Consider the following 18,072-nt stretch of genomic DNA (forward strand, 5'->3'; position numbering starts at 1 on the left):
TACGTTCGAAATGGAAAGAACGCGCGGCACCCGCGCGTTTTTTGTCGGTTGATGGGACGTCATTCCGGGGCGATGCGCAGCATCGAACCCGGAATCTCGAGATTCCGGATTCTCGCTTCGCGAGCCCCGGAATGACAAATTAGGCGGCAGCCCTCAAGCCACCATCAGCAGATAGAACGCGATCACCGGCACCAGGGTCAGGATCACCGACCAGATGCCGACAGCCCATAAAATATCCTCGGTCGTAAAGCCCGGCTCGGCACCCGGCCTCACGGCAACAAAGCCATTCCTCGAAATCACGACGCCCCCGCGCTGGTCTTGGCAATGCAGAGGCTGATACGCGAGCGGATTTAAGATCCCGGTCGGAATTTCGCGGGCATTTGCGCGCGGGTGCTACTTCGGATTAACCACGGAATGGGCGGCGGGCCGCGTTCGGCTGGGTGCCGTTCGCCTCAGTGCATTGCTCCGTCCCGGTCGCGGATCGCGCCGAGATGCTCGTTGATCCGGAATACGATCAGGATGAACTCGGCGGCGATGCGCGAGAACACGATGCCGACGAAGACGCTGGCGATCGACGCGAGCAGCTGGATGAATCCGACGAACGGGCTGATCGCCATCGCGGTGAGGCTCCACAGGATGCCGGAGATCCCGAACAGCACGATGACCGCGATCACCAGCCAGTAGAACGTCTTGATGATCGTGGGCGTGATGAAGCGGTCCCACTGAAACAGATCCTGGAAATCGAACATCATGGTTCTCCCGGCCAGCCGAAATATGATTCGCGTCTCGTTCATCCTACTGCGTCACCGCCGGCGCGATCACTTCGTCGCGGAAGCCTGCGCCGCAGGCGTCCATCGGGACGAGGCTATTCGCCGGGCCAATGGTTTGGGACGACGCCAAAGCGCCTCCGCGACCAGAGGAATCGATACCGCAGAAGCCCAATCGGTCTCGCCAAAGGCGAGCCCCGGACCGGGCGCCGGCGGTCCAGGGGCGAGCTATGCGAGTGGGCCGGTTGTGATTGCTGCAAATAACGGCCACAATCGGGCTTCCCTCCGGCATATCCTCACCCAATGACCACGCTGACCTTCGAAGACTTCAAGCCCGGCCGCTTCGGCACGTTCGGCCCGCGCCATGTTTCACGCGAGGAAATCCTCGCCTTTGCCGCCGAATTCGACCCGCAGCCGATGCATCTCGACGAGGAGGCGGCGAAGAAATCCATGCTCCGCGGCCTGTCGGGCTCGGGCTGGCATCTCGGCTCGCTGATGATGCGGATGCTGTTCGACGGCTTCATCGGCCGCACCGCCTCGCTCGGTGCGCCCGGGGTCAACGAGATGCGCTGGGTGGCGCCGCTGCGTCCGGGCGACGATTTGACGCTGGATGTCGATGTCGTCGAAGCGCGCGTCTCGAAGAGCCGTCCCGAGACCGGCATCGTCACCTTCAAGAGCACGATCCGCAACGCGCGCGGCGAGATGCTGTGCGAGATGGAGGCGCCGATCATGATCAGCCGCCGCGACGCTGAGAGCGCATAGGAGAGGTCATGCGCTTTTTTGAAGATATCGAGATCGGCGCACGGCGCGAGTTCGGCTCCTTCACCTTCACCGCCGAGGACATCAAGCGCTTTGCCGCCCAGTTCGATCCGCAGCGCTTCCATCTCGACGAGGAGGAGGGGCGCAAGTCGCTGTTCGGCGGGCTCGCCGCATCGGGCTGGCATGTCGCCAGCGTCTGCATGAAGCTGCTCGTCGCCGACGGTAAGCGGCTCGCCGCGGAAGCCGCCGCGCGCGGCGAGGAGGTCGCGGTCTGGGGGCCCTCGCCGGGCTTCCGCGAGCTGCGCTGGATCCGCCCGGTGCTGGCAGGCGATACCATCAGCTTCACCAACCAGGTCGAGACCAAGCGCACGTCCGAGAAGCGGCCCGAATGGGGCATCCTCCAGGCCCGCAACATCGGCATCAATCAGCGCAATGAGGTGGTGTTCTCGTTCCTCGCCACCGCTTTCGTGCCGCGGCGGAATCCCGGTTCCTGATGTTGCCCGCACGCCTCTGATGTTGCCCGGACGCCATGGTTAGCGGATGACTTCTGCCGCCGACGCAGTTGTGCGTTGCGTGGAACTCATTTTTTGCTAACGCATTCTGAACCTTTGTCCCTGCCTTATGGTTTGAGGGCACGGACATCTGGCAAGAACGACTGGGGATACCATGGCAGATCGCAGCGCGCTGAAACTCGTCGGCATTATCTTCGCGACGGTAACGGTTGTGGTGATGCTGGCCACCGGAATGGTCGTGAAGGGCTTTGCCGACGGCAATTATTCCTTCGAGACCACCGCGAGCATCGATCGCTGATTGACCGTCTGTAACTGCCGGCGCTCGAGGGAGCGCAGGTTGCGCGCAATTGCGCTTTTCAATGTGACCTGTCGGCAGGCTGCGTCACACTTCTCCTGATCAAGCTTCTGTTTAGGCATGATCTTATCGGAAAACCACTTCACACTTTTCCGGATCATGCCTTAACGATTCCAGATCAGCACCATCACGACCGTCGCGGCTACCAATATGCCGATGAAGCGGATCATGATCGTGCCGATGCCCTGCTGCGGCTGGCGCAGCGGAATCGGATCGGCGGCGTTATCCGGCCGGACGCTCTGCATGACTTCGTCTCCAAACGGATGCCCGGCAAGGCGCGGTCCGAACGCGAATTCCGAATTGGAGGCGGACTCGGCATCCGAATTTTCAAATCGGCTTCTGCAAAAATTGACGTCGCGGAGTTTACACCGCGCTGAATAACGAATCGTTCTGCGCTGAATCGCGGCTGCAAAGCGAAGCCGCCGCCCCCCTGTCCAGGAGGCGGCGGCTGCCAATCCTAAAAGGCGGATCCGGATCAGCTGTTGCGCAGGCCGTCGGCCGCGCGCTTCCACTGCGAGACGTTGTCGGCGATCATGCGCGTCGACTTCATCGCGGCCTGGCTGAGCTGGGCATAGCCGGAGATCTCGCGCTGGACGCGCTGGCCCTCGGCATGCAGCAGGTCGCGCAGGCTCTCGAGCTCGCCGATCAGCTTCTCGATCTCGGCGAGCGAGGTGCCGGCGACGCGCTGGATCAGCGAGTTGACGTTGCTGACGGTGGCATCGGTGTTGGTATCGGTCGGCGCGGTCTCCGGGCTCGCCACCGGCCGGCGCAGATAGGCGATATCGTTGCGCACGAAGTCGCGGATGCCGGCTTCGACTTCCGAGACCGCAGCGAGGTTGGTGTCGACCTCGGACGTCGTTTCGACTTCGGCTTCCTCGGTACGGTTGGTGGCGTTCATCGGCTTTCCCCTTATTCGCAATAGCGAAGCGCGGCTTGTCCCCCGCACGACGAATTGATGAAGTTACGGACCTATCAGTGCCGCCGAATTTGACCGCATCTGGGCCAAGTTGCGGCAATGCCTGATCATTTAGCGCGATAGAGCTAACAGACCGTTCACCATGAGCGCTTGTAGCCGGCGCTGATGCTCTTGTTGGTCGCGCCCTGGGAGGTCTCGCCGACCGAGCCGGAGACGGTGACCCCATCGAACAGCTTCTGCTCGGCGCCGATCCGGCGCAGCCATCTGTCGTCGGAGGTCGACAGGGTCTGGCCTGCCGTAATGCTGGTGCCGGTGTCGTTAACGGACAGGCTCGCCGACTGATCGGTGTCGTAGCTGCGCGACGGGTGGCTGATGATGCCGGGCGCCGGGACCACGCCCTGCTGGATGAGGTTGTAGCCGTTCTGCAGCGTCAGCGAATATTGCTCCGACAGCGGCACCGACTTGCTCAGGGAGGTGCCGACCTTGCTCTGGTCGGCGGAGGGATCGACCCGCGCTTCGACCGAGGTCTTGTCCCAGATCGAGGCCACGCCGCCGGTCGAGATCGCGGCCCAGGCCGAGCCGCCGGACTGCGGCAGGCTGCCGCCATTGGCGAGCCGCTCCGACAATTGCTCCGACGTCGTCATCGTGCCTTGCCTCGCGACCGTCATGTCGGCGCCGATGCGGGTGTCGAGGAATGGCGAGATCGACTGCTTGACCGACACCGCCGACGAGCCGTTCGCGTTGTTGTTGGTCGACCAGGATGGATCGTTGCCGGCGACGCTGGCGGGCCTCGCCGCACGCTTTGGCGCCAGCGTCGGCAGGCTGGTGGAGTCGGTGTCGAGCTGGCTCCAGTCGAGCTTGCTCTCGTCGATGTCCTTCAGGATGTCGGCGTCATTGGCATTGGCCGCCGGCGGCTCCTCGTCGGCCGCAGCCTCGGCGTTATCGGCTGCGGTATCCTGGGCGGCGGGAGCGATCTGCCATGGCGGGGTTTGCGCGGCGGCCGACAGCGCCATCGCCAGGCTGAAGCCGGCCGCCAGCACCGGCAGCCTTGCCCAGCCAAATCGTAATGTGAAGGTCATTCCCAGCCCGCAAATTCCAGAGCCGCAGCATGCGTTTGCCGTGGCGCAAAATTGTGGCATCGGCGCTCTGAAAGCAAGTGATCAACGCGTGATCGTCATGTCCGGGACAAACGCGCTGCGGGTTCGCGCGGCGCGTCCCGAGCGCGGCCGTTCGGGGCTGGCAAAACAGGCCGCCGCTGCCGGGGCAAGGGCCCCGGACATGACGAAGGCGTGAAACCGAAAAGCCGTCAGACCGCGATGCGCGGCAGATGGATCGGGTAGCCGACGGTCTGCTCGACCAGGTCGAAACTGTCGACCAGCACGCGGAAGCTCGTGAGCTTGCCGGCCCTGAACTGCGCGAAATGCGCGATCCGGAGCGAGATCGGCTTGTTGGAGTCGAGTGCCGTCAGCGAATAGCGCAGCATCGAAGCTGCGGAATCCACGCCGAGCATGATCTGTTCCCGGTCGAAGCGGTGAACCCTGAGGTTCTCGCCGATCTGCCTGATCACCTCGAGCACCGCCGCCTTGCCGCGGCGCGCGCCGAAAAAGGAAAACAGGTCGATCGGCCCGTAGATGGACCATTCGACCTCGTCGTCGAGCAGCGGCTCGATATCTGCAAGCTGGCGTTCGTTGATCGCGCGATGCAATGCGCGCGAAAAACGCCAGAGACTATGCTCTGTCATTTTGGCCTTGTCCTGAAACTGGATTTTCAAACGCAAACGAATGGCAGGGGATCAGCGCCGACGCCTTGCCAGGTTGCTGCACATCGCTATTGCGGCCTGAAATAGTGCGGAACGGCAAAAACGCAAATGACTTTTTTGCAATGCACAATTGCGCGGAATTTTACCGGAATATGACCGCCGGCCTCTGGAATCCCGTTCCGACAGGATCGGAATGGGGTCCAGATTCTGGTTCTGACGCGTTTTCTTGACGCGAACCGGCATCCGCTTCGCTCGAAAACGCTCCGGTGACCGCATTTCAGCGGTCGCGCCGCCGCACCGGCTGCCGCTCGATCACGATCTCGGCGTCGCGGATCGCCACCACCGCGAACAGCAGCGCGCCGCCGATGCCGCCGATCGCGGCGCCGAGCGGCATGAAGGTGAAAAACACCAGCGTTCCGCTATCGATACCCGAGGTTCTGGCCAATCCGATCCAGCTAAGCCCGGCTCCGATGCCGAAGGCGGCGCCGCCAAGGGCGCCCAGCGCCAAGCCAAGCACAGCGAGCAATGCGACTTTCATGGTGATTTCAGCCCCGACCGCAACAAGCCCAGTCATAGGTCAGCGCCGGGCCGTCGAGGTTCAACGCTGGCGTTGCGAATTTGCGGGCACGATGTGGTCATGACCGGTCAGCGCCGCCGCGACGTCGCGTTCCAGCACCTGCTGGACGAGGTCGAAGGTGTCGATGATCTCGCGGATCTCGGTGATCTTGCCGTCGCGCAGCGTATAGAACACCGCGACGTCGAACTGCACCACGCGGGCGTTGTTGCGCTTGCGGAAGAACACGCGCAGCTGCGCGGCGACCTTGTCGCCCTGGGTCACCACGATCGGCGCCTCGTAGCGCATGTCGGAATAGCGCTCGTGGATCGTGGTCCACATCTGGCGCAGCGCCGCCTTGCCGCGGTGCTGGCCCATATGCGGAAGAATGTCGATCGGGGCGTTGGCGAGAAACGCGACGTCGTCGCTGCAGCGATCGAGCGCGCCCTCGATGCCGCCGGCATAGTAGACGTCGAGGAAGTTCAAGACGCGCTGCCGGTTCAAATCCTCGCCCATGATCGACTCCGCCGACTCGCTCTGGCCCGGTATTGTGAACCGGAGCATTCCACAATCAACAACATGTTTGACGCGCGAGACGCGATTAGGTTCGGCAACCAGTGCGTGCATTGTGGCACAAAAATGCATGCGGCGCGCCGGTTCGCGCGTTGCGAGGACGGCGGCCGCCGCGGTGCGGGCCACGGTTTATTCCGCGCCCGCGCCACTTAAATCTTCGCACCCGCGGCCTTGCCGCGGCGCGGCTGGCCCGTATGCTTCGCGGCGGAAGGCGGCCGAAACAAAGCCGCCCCGATGGGGAGAGACCAATGAAGCGCATCACCCACTTCGCCGCGATCCTGTCGCTGCTGGCATGCCCGGCGATCCCGCCCGCCTTCGCACACACGCCGCAGCAGCCTGCCCACCAGCTCTACAATGAAGGCGACCTCAAGCTCGAGAGCGGCGAGGCGATCAAGGATTTCTCGATCTCCTACGTCACCCACGGCACGCTGAACGCGAAGAAGTCGAACGCCATCCTGATGGTGACCGCGATCTCGGGCAATCATCACCGGCTCGATTTCATGATCGGCCCCGGCAAGGCGCTCGACCCCGACAAGTACTTCATCGTCTGCACCGATGCGATCGGCAACGGGCTGACCACGTCGCCGAGCAATTCGAAGGTGCAGCCGCGGATGCAGTTCCCGAAATTCGCGATCCGCGACATGGTGGAATCGCAGTACCGGCTGATGAAGGAGAAGCTCGGCATCGACCATGTCGTCGCCGTGGTCGGCCCCTCGATGGGCGGCATGCAGGCGCTGCAATGGGGCGTCAGCCATCCGGACTTCATGGACGCGCTGGTTGCGATGGTGCCGCTTGCGAAGACGCCGGCCTGGTCGGTCGCGGTGATGGAGGCCTCGCGCAAGGCGATCATGAACGATCCGGCGTGGAAGGACGGCAATTACGAGGCGCCGCCGGAAAAGGGGCTCAAACTGTTCCGCGATATCGTCGCGCTGCTCGCGGCGCGCGCGCCTGACATGTATGCGGCGCAGTTCAAGTCCGGCCCCGACGTGCTGCCCTGGATGGCCGAGCAGGAGACCGCGCTGTGGAAGCTGTTCGACGCCAACGACTGGATCTACCAGAGCTGGGCCTATGACCGGCACGATGTCGGCACCACGGCCGGGTTCGGCGGCGACACTGCGAAGGCGCTGGCTTCGATCAAGGCGAAGACGCTGATCCTCACCGGCACCAAGGACCTGCTCAATCCCGAATTCGAGCCGAACCAGATGGGCCAGAACATCGGAGGCGTGACCATCAAGACGATCAGCCCGGGCACCGTGACCGGCCATGCCTCGGCCGGCGGTTTCTTCCCGGCGGATGTCGAGTTTCTCAACCGCGAAACCGGTTTGTTCCTCGACGGCGTCACCGGCGGCGGCAAGACATTGAACTGATCGGCGGCACTGATCGCGTCCTGCGGACGTGAAGCGGGCGCGGCGGCGCCTATCCGCGAGTTAATGAAACCTCCCGGCGCGCGCCCGGTTGGTTCGGCGTGGGCGACGCATCCGCGATCAGGAGTTCCGTATGAGAAGCACCATGCCGCTTGCCGTCGCCGCCCTGGTTGTCTCCAAATAGATCATGCGAGCGCGCACCGCGCGACGGTGAGCCGGCGCCGACGCCGGCCATGAGGCCTTGAGCTCCTCCGGGGCCGGCCGGTGAGATCGCGCCGGCTCGCTGTCGCGGTGCGTTCGATAACAGCTAATCGGCGCCGCCTTGCCGGCGGCGAGGTCGATGGTGAACCGCTTCTTCTTCTCGGAACCGGCGGTGCCGCTTCGCCGTTGATGCGGCAGCATTGCATTGGAGCCGCATCATGAAATCGATTGTTCTCGCGTCCGTCATTGCCGTCAGCGCGCTCGCCGCGGCGTCGCCTGCCGACGCCAAGGGTTGCATCAAGGGCGCGATCGTCGGCGGCGTCGCCGGTCATTATGCCGGCCATCACGGCATGCTTGGCGCCGCCGCCGGTTGCCTCTACGGCCGCCATCACGCCAAGGAGCAGGCACGGCAGCGCCAGCAGCAACAGGCGCAGCCGTCGCAGCAGGAGAAGCTGTGAAGCCACATCTCCTGGAACGTGAAGTCTCGTTCCGGGAACGCCGTCCGCACCGGCTGCGTTGTCTCCATGCGTAACGGAGACGATGATGACGAAACCAAAGACAAAGACCATCCAGCCCGTTCCGGACGACAACAAGAGCCACAAGGGCCCCGGCAGCACCCCCAGCGTTCCCATCGACACCACCAAGGGCCATCGCGACGACGAGAAGCACAACATCCGCGAGCAGGCCGCGCACGGCAATCTGATCCAGAACACCAGCAACAAGCGATCGGGTTAGGGTCGGGGCGAAGCGGAGCCACATCCCTTGACGTCGTCCTGGCGAAAGCCAGGACCCATTACCCCAAATGCGAATTGTTGCGCGACACTGGGGCCACGATCCTTCCGACAACCAAAGCCGGTGGTAATAGGTCCTGGCTTTCGCCAGGACGACGGTGAGGATGGTTCTCGATTCAAGATGTCAAACAGCGCCGAGTCATCACCCGCGCGTGCGCGCATGCGGGTGATCCAGTATTCCGGAGACGTCCGTGCATGAACCGAGAGGCCGCGGCGCCTTCCGGACGTTGTCCCTGCGAAAGCAGGGACCCATACCCCGCGGCGGATATCGTGAACGGGGCTCATCGCTCCACCGTCTTTCACGATGATCGTCTGTGGTTATGGGTCCCTGCTTTCGCAGGGACGACACCGAATATGTGGCACGGGCCCCGAGCACCCGCGCGGCGAGATGCCGCCACTTGCGCATCCTCTTGGGTAGCCTTTATCTGCGGGCATGCAGATTAGGGACGAACGCCCCGAAGACGCCGCCGCGATCAGCCGCATCACAGCGGCCGCCTTCGCGACAGCGCCGCACAGCAGCGGCACCGAAGCCCGCATCGTCGAGGCGCTGCGCGCAGCCGGCGCGCTGACGCTCTCGCTGGTGGCTGTCTCCGAGGACGGCAGCATCGCCGGGCACGTCGCGTTCTCGCCGGTCCGGATCGATGGCGTAGCGGGACGCTGGCATGGCCTTGGCCCGGTCTCGGTAGCACCCGACCTGCAAGGGCGCGGAATCGGCAAAGCTCTGATATGCGAGGGGCTCATCCGGCTTGCGGAGCAAGGGGCCGATGGCTGCGTCGTGCTCGGCGATCCCGCGTACTACCACCGCTTCGGCTTCCTCGATGATCGCCGGCTGATCTATGGCGGCAAGCCGAGCCGATACTTTCAGCGGTTGGTGTTGAAGGGCAAGGCGCGCAAGGGGGATGTGAGCTACCATCCGGCGTTCGACGTGGCGTGATCGAGGCGAGGCTGATGAAGCTGTCTATGGCAGCGTCATTTCCTCAATCCGCGCCGGCACCGCGCCAAAATCGCTGAACCGCGCCCAGTTCGGCCGTATCCGCACATAGCCGATGTTCGGCCAGGTCTCGCGCTCCGGCCCGTCGGGCCACGTCGCGAAGTACACCTGCTTGCAGGCGATGAGCTCCGCGCCGCTCGGGAAGTCTGCGACGCCCTCGACCTGTGCGGTCTGCTCGGCGTCCCAACCGATCACCAGCGCCGCGCGCGGATCGGCGCGGAGGTTCTGGTATTTGCGCGAGGTGGTCAGCGTGTCGAAGATGATCTCAAGATTGTCGCTGACGGCGATGCCGACGACGGCTGCCTGCGGCGCGCCGTCGTGCACGGTGCTGACCACGGCGAGCCGATGCATCCGCAGGAAGGCGAGCAGTTCGGCGCGCGTCATGGCCTACCTTTTCTTCCACCCGCCCCGCTTGCCCGGCGCGCCGCCACTCGACCGCGGCGACGGGCCGAACTCCGGCCCCGACTGCCGCGAGTCGGTCGGCTGGATGATGCGGCTCGTGGTGCCGAATGGCTTGGCCGGCAGCGCGCCGCTGGGGCGGAAGGGTAGCGATTCCGGGCCGTGCATCTCGTCGAGATCGGGCTTGTGCACCCGTGAGCCGGACTTGCCGCCGCGGCTCGCCTTGAGCGAGGTCTGCGCCGACTTGTTCTTCAGCGCGCTGACCGGCAGGTTGGCGGCATCGCCGTATTTTCGGGTGCCGGCATAGGCGCCGGCCTGCTTCTGCACGTTGCGCTGCTTGGCGGTGGGATCGTCGACCACGGCCATCTCGGTGGCGCGCAGCCGCTTGACCTCGTCGCGCAGGCGGGCGGCTTCCTCGAAGTTCAGATCGGCCGCGGCCTCGCGCATCCGTGTTTCGAGATCGCTCAGCACGGCCTCGAAATTATGCCCGATCGAGATCACGTCGTCCGCCATGCCGCCGTCGCCGATCTCGACCAGCACGTGGTCGCGCTCGTAGACCGAGTTGAGGATGTCGCCGATCGACTTCTTCACGCTCTCCGGCGTGATGCCGTTGGCCTCGTTGTACTCGACCTGCTTCTCGCGGCGCCGCGTGGTCTCGGCCATTGCGCGCTCCATCGAGCCGGTCATGCTGTCGGCATAGAGGATCACCTTGCCGTCGACGTTGCGCGCGGCGCGGCCGATGGTCTGGATCAGTGAGGTCTCGCTGCGCAGAAAGCCTTCCTTGTCGGCGTCGAGGATCGCGACCAGCGCGCATTCGGGAATGTCAAGGCCCTCGCGCAACAGGTTGATGCCGACCAGCGCGTCGAACGCGCCGAGTCTGAGGTCGCGGATGATCTCGATGCGCTCGATCGTGTCGATATCCGAGTGCATGTAGCGGACGCGGATGCCCTGCTCATGCAGATATTCCGTGAGGTCCTCCGCCATGCGCTTGGTGAGCACCGTGATCAGCGAGCGATAGCCGGCCGCCGCGGTGGCACGCACCTCGCCGACGAGGTCGTCGACCTGGGTGCGGGCAGGGCGGATGTCCACGGGCGGATCGATCAGCCCGGTAGGGCGGATCACCTGCTCGACGAACACGCCGCCGGATTCGTTGAGCTCCCAGCCGCTCGGCGTCGCCGACACTGCCACCGTCTGCGGCCGCATCATGTCCCATTCCTCGAAGCGGAGCGGGCGGTTGTCCATGCAGGAGGGCAGGCGGAAGCCGTATTCGGCGAGCGTCGCCTTGCGGCGGAAGTCGCCGCGGAACATGCCGCCGATCTGCGGCACGGTGACGTGGCTCTCGTCGGCGAACACCAGCGCGTTGTCGGGCACATATTCGAACAGCGTCGGCGGCGGCTCGCCGGGGCGGCGCCCGGTGAGATAGCGCGAATAGTTCTCGATGCCGGCGCAGCTTCCGGTCGCCTCCATCATCTCGAGGTCGAAGGTGGTGCGCTGCTCGAGCCGCTGCGCTTCCAGCAGGCGGCCCTGGTCGTTGAGCTGGTCGAGCCGCTGCTTCAGCTCCGACTTGATCGACTTGATCGCCTGCACCAGCGTCGGGCGTGGCGTCACATAATGCGAGTTGGCGTACATCTTGATGAATTCGAGCTCGTCCTGCTTGTGGCCGGTGAGCGGATCGAACTCCTCGATGGTCTCGATGGTGTCGCCGAACAGGTTCACGCGCCAGGCGCGGTCCTCATAGTGCGCCGGGAAGATGTCGATGACGTCGCCGCGGACGCGGAAGGTGCCGCGGGTGAACTCGGCCTGGGTGCGCTTGTATTGCAGCGCGACGAGGTCGGCGATCAATTGCCGCTGGTCGATGCGCTCGCCCTTCTTCAAGGCGAAGGTCATCGCGGTGTAGGTCTCGACCGAGCCGATACCGTAGATGCAGGACACGGAAGCGACGATGATGACGTCGTCGCGCTCGAGCAGCGCGCGCGTCGCCGAGTGGCGCATGCGATCGATTTGCTCGTTGATCGAGGAATCCTTCTCGATATAGGTGTCGGTGCGCGGGACGTAGGCTTCCGGCTGGTAGTAGTCGTAATAGCTGACGAAATACTCGACCGCGTTGTCGGGGAAGAAGTTCTTGAACTCGCCATAGAGCTGGGCGGCCAGCGTCTTGTTCGGCGCCAGGATCAACGCCGGGCGCTGCGTCGCCTCGATCACCTTGGCCATGGTGTAGGTCTTGCCCGAGCCGGTGACGCCAAGCAGCACCTGGGTGCGGTCGTCGCGGTCGATGCCCTCGACCAGCTCGGCGATCGCGGTCGGCTGGTCGCCCTTCGGCTGGTAGTCGGACTTGATCTCGAAGCGCACGCCGCCTTCGGATTTCTCCGGGCGCGGCGGCCGGTGCGGAGTCCACACCCGCATCGAGCCGTCGTCCTTGCGGAATTCCGGGCGGCCGTCGCGGATCAGGTTCTCCAGCGCGTCGGCGGTCGCCTTGACGCCGAGCGCCTCCATCTTGCTACGCGGCGGCCGCGCCAGGGCCTCCTCGTCGTCCTCGGCGGTCGGCAGGCCGAGCTGCCGCGCCAGTTCCGGATCGAGGGTCGGGATGGTGGCCGAAGTGCCGTAATTGGCCTGCGGGGCCTCGCCGAGGCCCGAAGTATCGCGCTTCGCGACGTCCTCGCTGGTCTCGCGCGTCGACGCCCGCGCGCGATGCGCGGCGGCCTCGCCGCCGGCGCGGCGGTCCCAGGAATTGTCCGGCGGCGGCTGCAGGCCGGTACCCGAACCCATGCCGGCATCGCCGCGGTTGATCGCCGGATTGAGCAATTCGGCAAGCGCGGGCCCGATCGGGAGGACCTCGGGCCGGTGTGCTTTGGATTTGGGGGTTTTGCCGGGCTTTTTCGGGGTGTTCGGTGTCTTCGCCATGCCCCCGAATATGGGACGAGTCCGGCAGCGAGAAAAGGGTAAACGACGGCCGGACTTGCGTCTCGGCAAGGCTGCTGACAGCAGGGTGTCAGCAGGCGGCGCGGTCGCGGAGTTCAGGCCCGCGGCAGGTCGACGATGTCGAGATGGATCCCGCCGCAGCCGTCGCAGCGCATGGTCCAGTATTCGGCGGCGCGGCCGGGGATCACGCGCAGCAGCGAGAGCGGAGCGGCGCATTCCGGGCAGCTGGTGCGGACCTGCGCCGGCCAGACCAGATCCGGCTCGCATTGCGGGACGGCGGCAACCACGACGTTGCCGGTCACGCCGACGCTTCGGCCGCCGGCATTGTCATGCCATGGCGTTGCGGGAACCGGTCGATAGCCCGCTTCGCGTCGGCGATCGCCGCATCCGGATCGGACCACGCAAAGCCGATGTCGAGCATCGGAAACAGCATGCCATCGATGACGACCGGCCTTTGATCGACCCGTTGAACCCTGGCGTGCCATTGCCCCTTCCCCACTTCGAACGACTTGATCTCAAAACCGCTGTAAATCATGTGCGACCTCGAAATGCCCTTCTCATAGGAAGCACGAGCGCGCGGTGCCCTATGTGAACCAGATCACAAGTCGCGCGGTTTATTTCCGAACGGCAAAGGAACCGGGAGAAAAAGTCGACTTTGCTTCGAGCAGCGAGCTCCGCTTCACCTCGCCCCGCGTGCGGGGAGAGGTCGGAACGCATCGCCAGATGCGTTCCGGGTGAGGGGGAGTCCCCGCGAGCCCAACTGCGACGGTCTGCGCGGAAGCAGCCCCTCACCCCAACCCTCTCCCCGTAAGAACGGGGCGAGGGAGCGCACCTCCGATGTCGTTGGATCTAACCGCGGCCGGCGATGTGGTCGGCGAGCACCGCGGCATCGTCGCCGACGCCTGACAGGAACGAGGATTTCATCTTCGACAACCATTGCAAGCCGAGGAAATAGAGGCCGGGCACGTCGGAGACGCCATGGCGGTGTCGCGGCGCCCCGTCGGCATCCAGCACCGGTATGTCGATCCAGTTCAGATCGAGGCCATAGCCGGTGGCCCAGATCACGCTCCTGATCCGCGCGGCGCGCAGGTCGATCGCATCGAGCGGCGCGGTAAGGCACGGCGGATCGGGCAAACGGAGGCGCGCCAAGGGATCTTCGGGATGATCGAGGCCGCGCGCCGCGACGAAGTCGTCGACGATCCCGAGGAAGGTCGCGTAATAGGCGTCGCCATTGGCGATGTTGGCGGCGAGATCGGGCGCGATCTCAAGCAGGCCGTCGCGCGCCGCCGTCACACGGCCAAGCAAGATCACGCCGCCGGCGGCGAAGCGGCGGAAATCGACGGTGTGGCCGCCATGGGCGCCGGAGATCACCGGCAGCAGCCGCGACGGGCCGCGCTGCTCGACCGGCGTCCGGTCGATGCCCATCTCGGCCAGCCACCAGATCAGGTCGCGGCCGCGATAGCGGCGCGGCAGGCGGTTGTGACGTCCGACCGAGAGGAAGACGGCGCGGCCGGCGTGCATCAGCTCTTCGGCGATCTGCGCACCCGAGGCGCCGGCACCGACCACCAGCACCGCGCCGTCAGGCAATTGCGCGGGATTCCTGTAGCCGGCGGCATCGACATGAAACAGGCCGGGGTGATCGCGCAGCAGGTCGGGCCGCAGCGGCCGTTGATAGGGGCCGGTGGCAATGACGACGTTGCGGGCGGCGATGCTGCCGCCGGCAAATTCGGCGAGGAAGCCGCCGGCGTCGCGGCGCAGTTTGGTGACCGCGACGCCGCAGCGGATCGGCGGCGCGATGAACGCGGCGTAGTCCTCGATGAAGGCGATGATGGCGGCGGTGTCCGCGAAGCCGTCGGGATCGTTGTGCGGAAACGCGAAATCCGGTAGCCGCACCGACCAGTTCGGAAACTGGAACATCAATCCGTCCCAGCGTTCGCTGCGCCAGCGCTCGGCGATGCGACCTCGCTCCAGCACCAGATGAGCGATGCCGCGCTGCTTCAGCCGGTGGCTCATGGTGAGCCCGGCCTGGCCGCCGCCGATCACCAGCGTATCGATGGTCTCGTCAGGCACTGCGTGTTCCCTTGCGGCGGGCGGCGGGCTCCGCCGCGGCGCGGATGATCCAGCGCCGGAACGCGGCGAAATCGCGCTGCTCGGCGTGGAAGCCGCGATAGACCAGATACCAGCGCATGCCCTTGGGCACGCTGAGCGCAAACGGCGCCACCAGCCGGCCGGCGGCGAGATCGTCGTCGATATAGGGCCGGATGCCCATCGCGATGCCGAGCCCGTCGCTAGCTGCCTGCAGCGCCTGGCCGTAGAACTGGAATTCCGGCCCGCGCGCGGTCAGGCGCGGCACGCCCGCCGCCTTCAGCCAGGACGGCCAGTCGTCGGGCGAATGGGCGACGCGGATCAGGCTCGGGCCCTTGAGGTCGGCGGGGCGCTTCAAGGTATTGGCGAGCCGCGCCGTGCACACCGGCATCAGATCGGCGGCGAACAGCGGCTCGGCGACGAGGCCCGGCCACTGGCCGTCGCCGAGCTGGATGCCGCAGCTCCAGTCGTCGGCGAACGGCACCGCCATGCCGCCGGTCGTGATCCGCACCTCGATATCGGGCTCCGCTTTGCGGAACTCGGCAAGGTGCGGGATCATCCATTTCAGCGCAAAGGTCGGTCCGACGCCGACGGTCAGCACCCGCGCGCTCGCGGATGCCGTGACCTGCGCGGTGAGGCTCGCCAGCGCGTCGAAGATTGGCGTCAGCCCGCCTTGATAGGCGCGGCCCGCCGGCGTGGTGACGAGGCGGTTGGCCTTGCGCTCGAACAGCGCAACGCCGAGCCGCTCCTCGAGCAGATGGACCATCCGGCTGATCGCGGCGGCCGAGACGTTGAGCTCGCTGCCCGCCGCCGCGAAGCTGCCGGTCCGCGCCGCGGCTTCGAACGCCTTGATGCCGTTGAGAAAGAGCAGCCGCCGCATGAACCCTCAGGAAAACTGATGCATGGGCAAGATAACTCAGTTTGCCGGAAGAGGCCAAGCGGCGCAGAAATACCGGCGGAGACATTGCATGGGTCCCTCCCGATCGCAGCACCCGGTGCGATCGCGCAACGACGGGAGACGTTCAATGAGCGAGACCACCGATGCCCTGGTGCTCGATCTTGTCGAGTGGGTCGCGCGCGAGCCGCGGCCCTATGCCGAGGTGCTCGAGGTCTGGCGCAGCTCATGCCCGCGATTGACGATCTGGGAGGACGCCGTCGACCGCGGCTATGTCGCGCGCCGACCTTCGGTCGAGGGCATGCGGGTGACGGTGACGGAAAGCGGCGCGAGCTTTTTGCGCGCGCACGGGCGGATACAGTGAACCTGAGCGCGGTGATCATCGCACCTCTCCCACAAGGGGAGAGGTGGACCGATCGAGCGGCTAGAATTGCCAATCTCTACCGTCACTGTTCGAGTCTCGGCCGGATGATCTCGACCATCCGGTCGGCTGACGTCCCCGGCGGGAAGAAGCCGAGATAATTGCCGTCGCGGTCCATCAAATAGATGTAGGCGGTGTGATCGACGGTGTAGTCGGCGCCGTCCTTCAGCGGCACCCGCGCGAAATAGACCTTGTAGGCATCGGCGACCTTGCGGATCGCATCAGGGTTGCCGGTCAGTCCGATCAGGCGCGGGTGAAACATCGGCACATACTCTGCGAGATGGGCGGCGGTGTCGCGCGCGGGATCGATGGTGATGAAGATCGGCTGCACCTGATCGCCGTCGCGGCCGAGCTTGTCGAGCACAAGCCCGATCGCCTGCAGATCGGTTGGGCAGACGTCGGGGCAGGTGGTGAAGCCGAAATAGATCAGCATCAGCCTGCCGCGGAACTCCTTGTCGGTGCGTTCATGACCGGCCTGATCGGTCAGCGCGAACGGGCCGCCGACCGGCTCCCTGTTCCACATCAGGATGTCCATGATCTCGGCGGCCGAGCGCCCCGATTGCGGCGGCGCATCGCCCGCCAGCACCGGTGCCAGCGTCAGCCACAGGCCGGCGCCGGCGCATGCCAGGCCCGCGCCAGCGAATGCAATGCCGCGCAGGATCGGCGTGATCATATGCCGAAGGAGAGGCGGCTGCCGGTGGTCGTGACCAGCACCTTGTCGCCCATCTGCGCAGTCGCCTCCTGCACGAAGTTGAGCCCGGAGCAATGCATCGGGATCAGCACGTCGGGGTCGAGCTTCTTGATCTCGGCGACGACCTCGGTGAGGTAGTCCTTCGGCGCGGGCCCGAGATGGAAGCCGCCGACGATCGCGTGCACCTTCTGGATGCCCGAGACCTCCTGCGCCTGCTTCACCGAATTGACGATGCCGACATGGCCGCAGGACGAGATCACGACGAGGCCGAAGTCCCGCACGTTGAAGCAGGTGGCGTGCTCGTGGATGTGCTCGTCGGGCACGATCTTGCCCTCCATCTCGGCCGGCAGATAGTGGCTGGCGTTGCAGCCGAGCCCGTCCTTGATGCCGAACTCGACCCAGGTCTGCGGCAGCACGCGCTCGATGCTGCGGCGGGTGATCTTGCCGGTGGTGAAGGCATGGCCCGCGATCACGGTCGGGGTCTCGCACAGCACCGTGGTGACGCGCTGCGCCGCGAGCTGGCGGCGGTCGAGCGTGCCGAAATCGTTGAACTGGCCCTTGGTCGGCGTCGCGCTGACGCGGTGGCAGAAATTGTCCTCGCCGCCGGCATAGAGCTTCACGTCGGCCGGCAGTTTATCGCGGAATTTGTCGAGGAAGCCGTTGAGGCCGCCGAAATGGTCGTAATGGCCGTGGCTCACGATCAGCGCGTCGAGTTTCGACGGATCGACGCCGACCAGCGCCATGTTGTTGAGCAGCACCTCCGGCGTGTAGCCGTAGTCGAGCATCAGCGTGCGCTGCGCGCCCTTGACCTCCGACTCCAGCCACAGCGACAGGCCCCATTCATTGTGCAGCGACTTCTGGTAGTCGGCGGAGCGCGGCGGCGACGCGATGGTGACGCCGCCGGCCTGCTTCGGCTTGAAGAACAAATCGAAGCTGGAATCGACCAGCACGCGGATCGAGAGCTTGTCGACGGTCGGCACCTCGATCGGCGCGGCGCTGGCGATCTCGACGCAGGAGAAGGCGCCCGCGGCTGCAGCGCCGGCGACCGCCGCCGAACCTTTCAGGAAATCACGTCGTGCCACATCCCGTGTCATCACAATCCCCGTGTTTTGAAAACTTTT

General features: G+C 65.3%; 25 protein-coding genes. 9 read left to right on the top strand and 16 right to left on the bottom strand.

The window, feature by feature from the left end; all coding sequences use genetic code 11:
• Positions 1-153: 153 nt before the first annotated feature.
• Both IF803_RS32110 and IF803_RS32115 read right to left on the bottom strand, forming a co-directional pair.
• A complete protein-coding gene (locus IF803_RS32110) occupies positions 154-300 on the bottom strand; it encodes a hypothetical protein (RefSeq protein WP_461194838.1) in 147 nt (48 codons plus the stop codon).
• Between the two features lie 152 nt (positions 301-452).
• Positions 453-749 (bottom strand): DUF4282 domain-containing protein, encoded by a 297-nt coding sequence (locus tag IF803_RS32115; RefSeq protein ID WP_028340592.1) that lies wholly within the window; start codon positions 747-749, stop codon positions 453-455.
• Positions 750-1,070: 321 nt separating this feature from the next.
• Here IF803_RS32115 and IF803_RS32120 point away from each other — a divergent pair, with 321 nt between their 5' ends.
• The 3 genes from IF803_RS32120 (at position 1,071) to IF803_RS32130 (ending at position 2,336) form a co-directional block, all read left to right on the top strand.
• Positions 1,071-1,529, top strand: coding sequence for a MaoC family dehydratase (locus IF803_RS32120; protein ID WP_411782709.1), 459 nt, complete (start codon positions 1,071-1,073; stop codon positions 1,527-1,529).
• A gap of 8 nt (positions 1,530-1,537) precedes the next feature.
• On the top strand, positions 1,538-2,020 hold the full coding sequence (locus tag IF803_RS32125; RefSeq protein WP_461194840.1) for a MaoC family dehydratase: 483 nt from the start codon (positions 1,538-1,540) through the stop codon (positions 2,018-2,020).
• A gap of 172 nt (positions 2,021-2,192) precedes the next feature.
• Entirely contained in the window at positions 2,193-2,336 is a 144-nt protein-coding gene (locus IF803_RS32130) for a hypothetical protein (RefSeq protein WP_016841369.1), read from the top strand.
• A gap of 161 nt (positions 2,337-2,497) precedes the next feature.
• Here the strand turns inward: IF803_RS32130 and IF803_RS32135 are convergent, their stop codons facing one another.
• From IF803_RS32135 to IF803_RS32145, 3 genes are all read right to left on the bottom strand, one after another.
• Positions 2,498-2,638 carry a hypothetical protein gene (locus tag IF803_RS32135; RefSeq protein ID WP_162832442.1) on the bottom strand — a complete coding sequence of 47 codons (141 nt, stop codon included), beginning with the start codon at positions 2,636-2,638 and terminating at the stop codon, positions 2,498-2,500.
• Positions 2,639-2,868: 230 nt separating this feature from the next.
• Positions 2,869-3,291, bottom strand: a complete 423-nt coding sequence (locus IF803_RS32140; protein ID WP_016841371.1) for a hypothetical protein — start codon at positions 3,289-3,291, stop codon at positions 2,869-2,871.
• A 155-nt stretch (positions 3,292-3,446) separates the two neighbouring features.
• Positions 3,447-4,388 (bottom strand): hypothetical protein, encoded by a 942-nt coding sequence (locus IF803_RS32145; protein ID WP_461194842.1) that lies wholly within the window; start codon positions 4,386-4,388, stop codon positions 3,447-3,449.
• Here IF803_RS32145 and IF803_RS32150 point away from each other — a divergent pair.
• Positions 4,378-4,602 (top strand): hypothetical protein, encoded by a 225-nt coding sequence (locus IF803_RS32150; RefSeq protein ID WP_461194844.1) that lies wholly within the window; start codon positions 4,378-4,380, stop codon positions 4,600-4,602. The two genes, IF803_RS32145 and IF803_RS32150, sit on opposite strands and share 11 nt — an antisense overlap.
• Positions 4,603-4,615: 13 nt before the next feature.
• Here IF803_RS32150 and IF803_RS32155 read toward each other — a convergent pair whose 3' ends face one another.
• From IF803_RS32155 to IF803_RS32165, 3 genes are all read right to left on the bottom strand, one after another.
• A complete protein-coding gene (locus tag IF803_RS32155) occupies positions 4,616-5,050 on the bottom strand; it encodes a nuclear transport factor 2 family protein (RefSeq protein ID WP_026193357.1) in 435 nt (144 codons plus the stop codon).
• A gap of 295 nt (positions 5,051-5,345) precedes the next feature.
• Positions 5,346-5,606, bottom strand: a complete 261-nt coding sequence (locus tag IF803_RS32160; protein WP_016841374.1) for a hypothetical protein — start codon at positions 5,604-5,606, stop codon at positions 5,346-5,348.
• A gap of 60 nt (positions 5,607-5,666) precedes the next feature.
• A complete protein-coding gene (locus IF803_RS32165; RefSeq protein ID WP_461194845.1) occupies positions 5,667-6,137 on the bottom strand; it encodes a nuclear transport factor 2 family protein in 471 nt (156 codons plus the stop codon).
• A gap of 305 nt (positions 6,138-6,442) precedes the next feature.
• Between IF803_RS32165 and IF803_RS32170 the strand changes: the two genes are divergently transcribed.
• The 4 genes from IF803_RS32170 to IF803_RS32185 all read left to right on the top strand — a co-directional run bounded on the left by IF803_RS32170 (position 6,443) and on the right by IF803_RS32185 (position 9,484).
• Positions 6,443-7,561: an alpha/beta fold hydrolase gene (locus IF803_RS32170; protein WP_461194846.1), complete on the top strand. Its 1,119-nt coding sequence runs from the start codon at positions 6,443-6,445 to the stop codon at positions 7,559-7,561.
• A 416-nt stretch (positions 7,562-7,977) separates the two neighbouring features.
• Positions 7,978-8,217, top strand: coding sequence for a hypothetical protein (locus tag IF803_RS32175; protein WP_028340585.1), 240 nt, complete (start codon positions 7,978-7,980; stop codon positions 8,215-8,217).
• Positions 8,218-8,299: 82 nt separating this feature from the next.
• Positions 8,300-8,494 (top strand): hypothetical protein, encoded by a 195-nt coding sequence (locus tag IF803_RS32180; RefSeq protein WP_038387371.1) that lies wholly within the window; start codon positions 8,300-8,302, stop codon positions 8,492-8,494.
• Between the two features lie 489 nt (positions 8,495-8,983).
• On the top strand, positions 8,984-9,484 hold the full coding sequence (locus IF803_RS32185; protein ID WP_028340584.1) for a GNAT family N-acetyltransferase: 501 nt from the start codon (positions 8,984-8,986) through the stop codon (positions 9,482-9,484).
• A gap of 24 nt (positions 9,485-9,508) precedes the next feature.
• Here the strand turns inward: IF803_RS32185 and IF803_RS32190 are convergent, their stop codons facing one another.
• The 6 genes from IF803_RS32190 to IF803_RS32215 form a co-directional block, all read right to left on the bottom strand.
• Positions 9,509-9,925, bottom strand: a complete 417-nt coding sequence (locus IF803_RS32190) for a pyridoxamine 5'-phosphate oxidase family protein (RefSeq protein ID WP_461194847.1) — start codon at positions 9,923-9,925, stop codon at positions 9,509-9,511.
• Positions 9,926-9,928: 3 nt separating this feature from the next.
• Complete coding sequence (gene uvrB, locus IF803_RS32195) at positions 9,929-12,841, bottom strand: excinuclease ABC subunit UvrB (RefSeq protein ID WP_461194848.1); 2,913 nt, start codon at positions 12,839-12,841, stop codon at positions 9,929-9,931.
• Positions 12,842-12,954: 113 nt separating this feature from the next.
• Positions 12,955-13,161: a hypothetical protein gene (locus tag IF803_RS32200; RefSeq protein WP_461194849.1), complete on the bottom strand. Its 207-nt coding sequence runs from the start codon at positions 13,159-13,161 to the stop codon at positions 12,955-12,957.
• Positions 13,158-13,394, bottom strand: coding sequence for a hypothetical protein (locus IF803_RS32205; protein ID WP_461194851.1), 237 nt, complete (start codon positions 13,392-13,394; stop codon positions 13,158-13,160). The genes IF803_RS32200 and IF803_RS32205 overlap by 4 nt, the downstream gene beginning before the upstream one ends.
• Before the next feature lie 314 nt (positions 13,395-13,708).
• Positions 13,709-14,929: an NAD(P)-binding domain-containing protein gene (locus IF803_RS32210; protein ID WP_461194852.1), complete on the bottom strand. Its 1,221-nt coding sequence runs from the start codon at positions 14,927-14,929 to the stop codon at positions 13,709-13,711.
• Positions 14,922-15,824, bottom strand: a complete 903-nt coding sequence (locus tag IF803_RS32215; RefSeq protein ID WP_018273588.1) for a LysR substrate-binding domain-containing protein — start codon at positions 15,822-15,824, stop codon at positions 14,922-14,924. Before IF803_RS32215 ends, IF803_RS32210 begins: the two co-directional genes overlap by 8 nt.
• Before the next feature lie 145 nt (positions 15,825-15,969).
• Here IF803_RS32215 and IF803_RS32220 point away from each other — a divergent pair, with 145 nt between their 5' ends.
• Positions 15,970-16,203, top strand: coding sequence for a hypothetical protein (locus IF803_RS32220; protein WP_304497178.1), 234 nt, complete (start codon positions 15,970-15,972; stop codon positions 16,201-16,203).
• Positions 16,204-16,285: 82 nt separating this feature from the next.
• On the opposite strand, the gene IF803_RS32225 is transcribed toward IF803_RS32220, so the two are convergent.
• On the bottom strand, positions 16,286-16,933 hold the full coding sequence (locus IF803_RS32225) for an SCO family protein (RefSeq protein ID WP_461194853.1): 648 nt from the start codon (positions 16,931-16,933) through the stop codon (positions 16,286-16,288).
• The gene (locus IF803_RS32230) at positions 16,930-18,045 is read right to left on the bottom strand and encodes an MBL fold metallo-hydrolase (RefSeq protein WP_461194854.1); all 1,116 of its coding nucleotides are present in this window, start codon (positions 18,043-18,045) and stop codon (positions 16,930-16,932) included. The genes IF803_RS32225 and IF803_RS32230 overlap by 4 nt, the downstream gene beginning before the upstream one ends.
• Positions 18,046-18,072 lie beyond the last annotated feature (27 nt).

The organism is Bradyrhizobium sp. UFLA06-06, assembly GCF_054820065.1.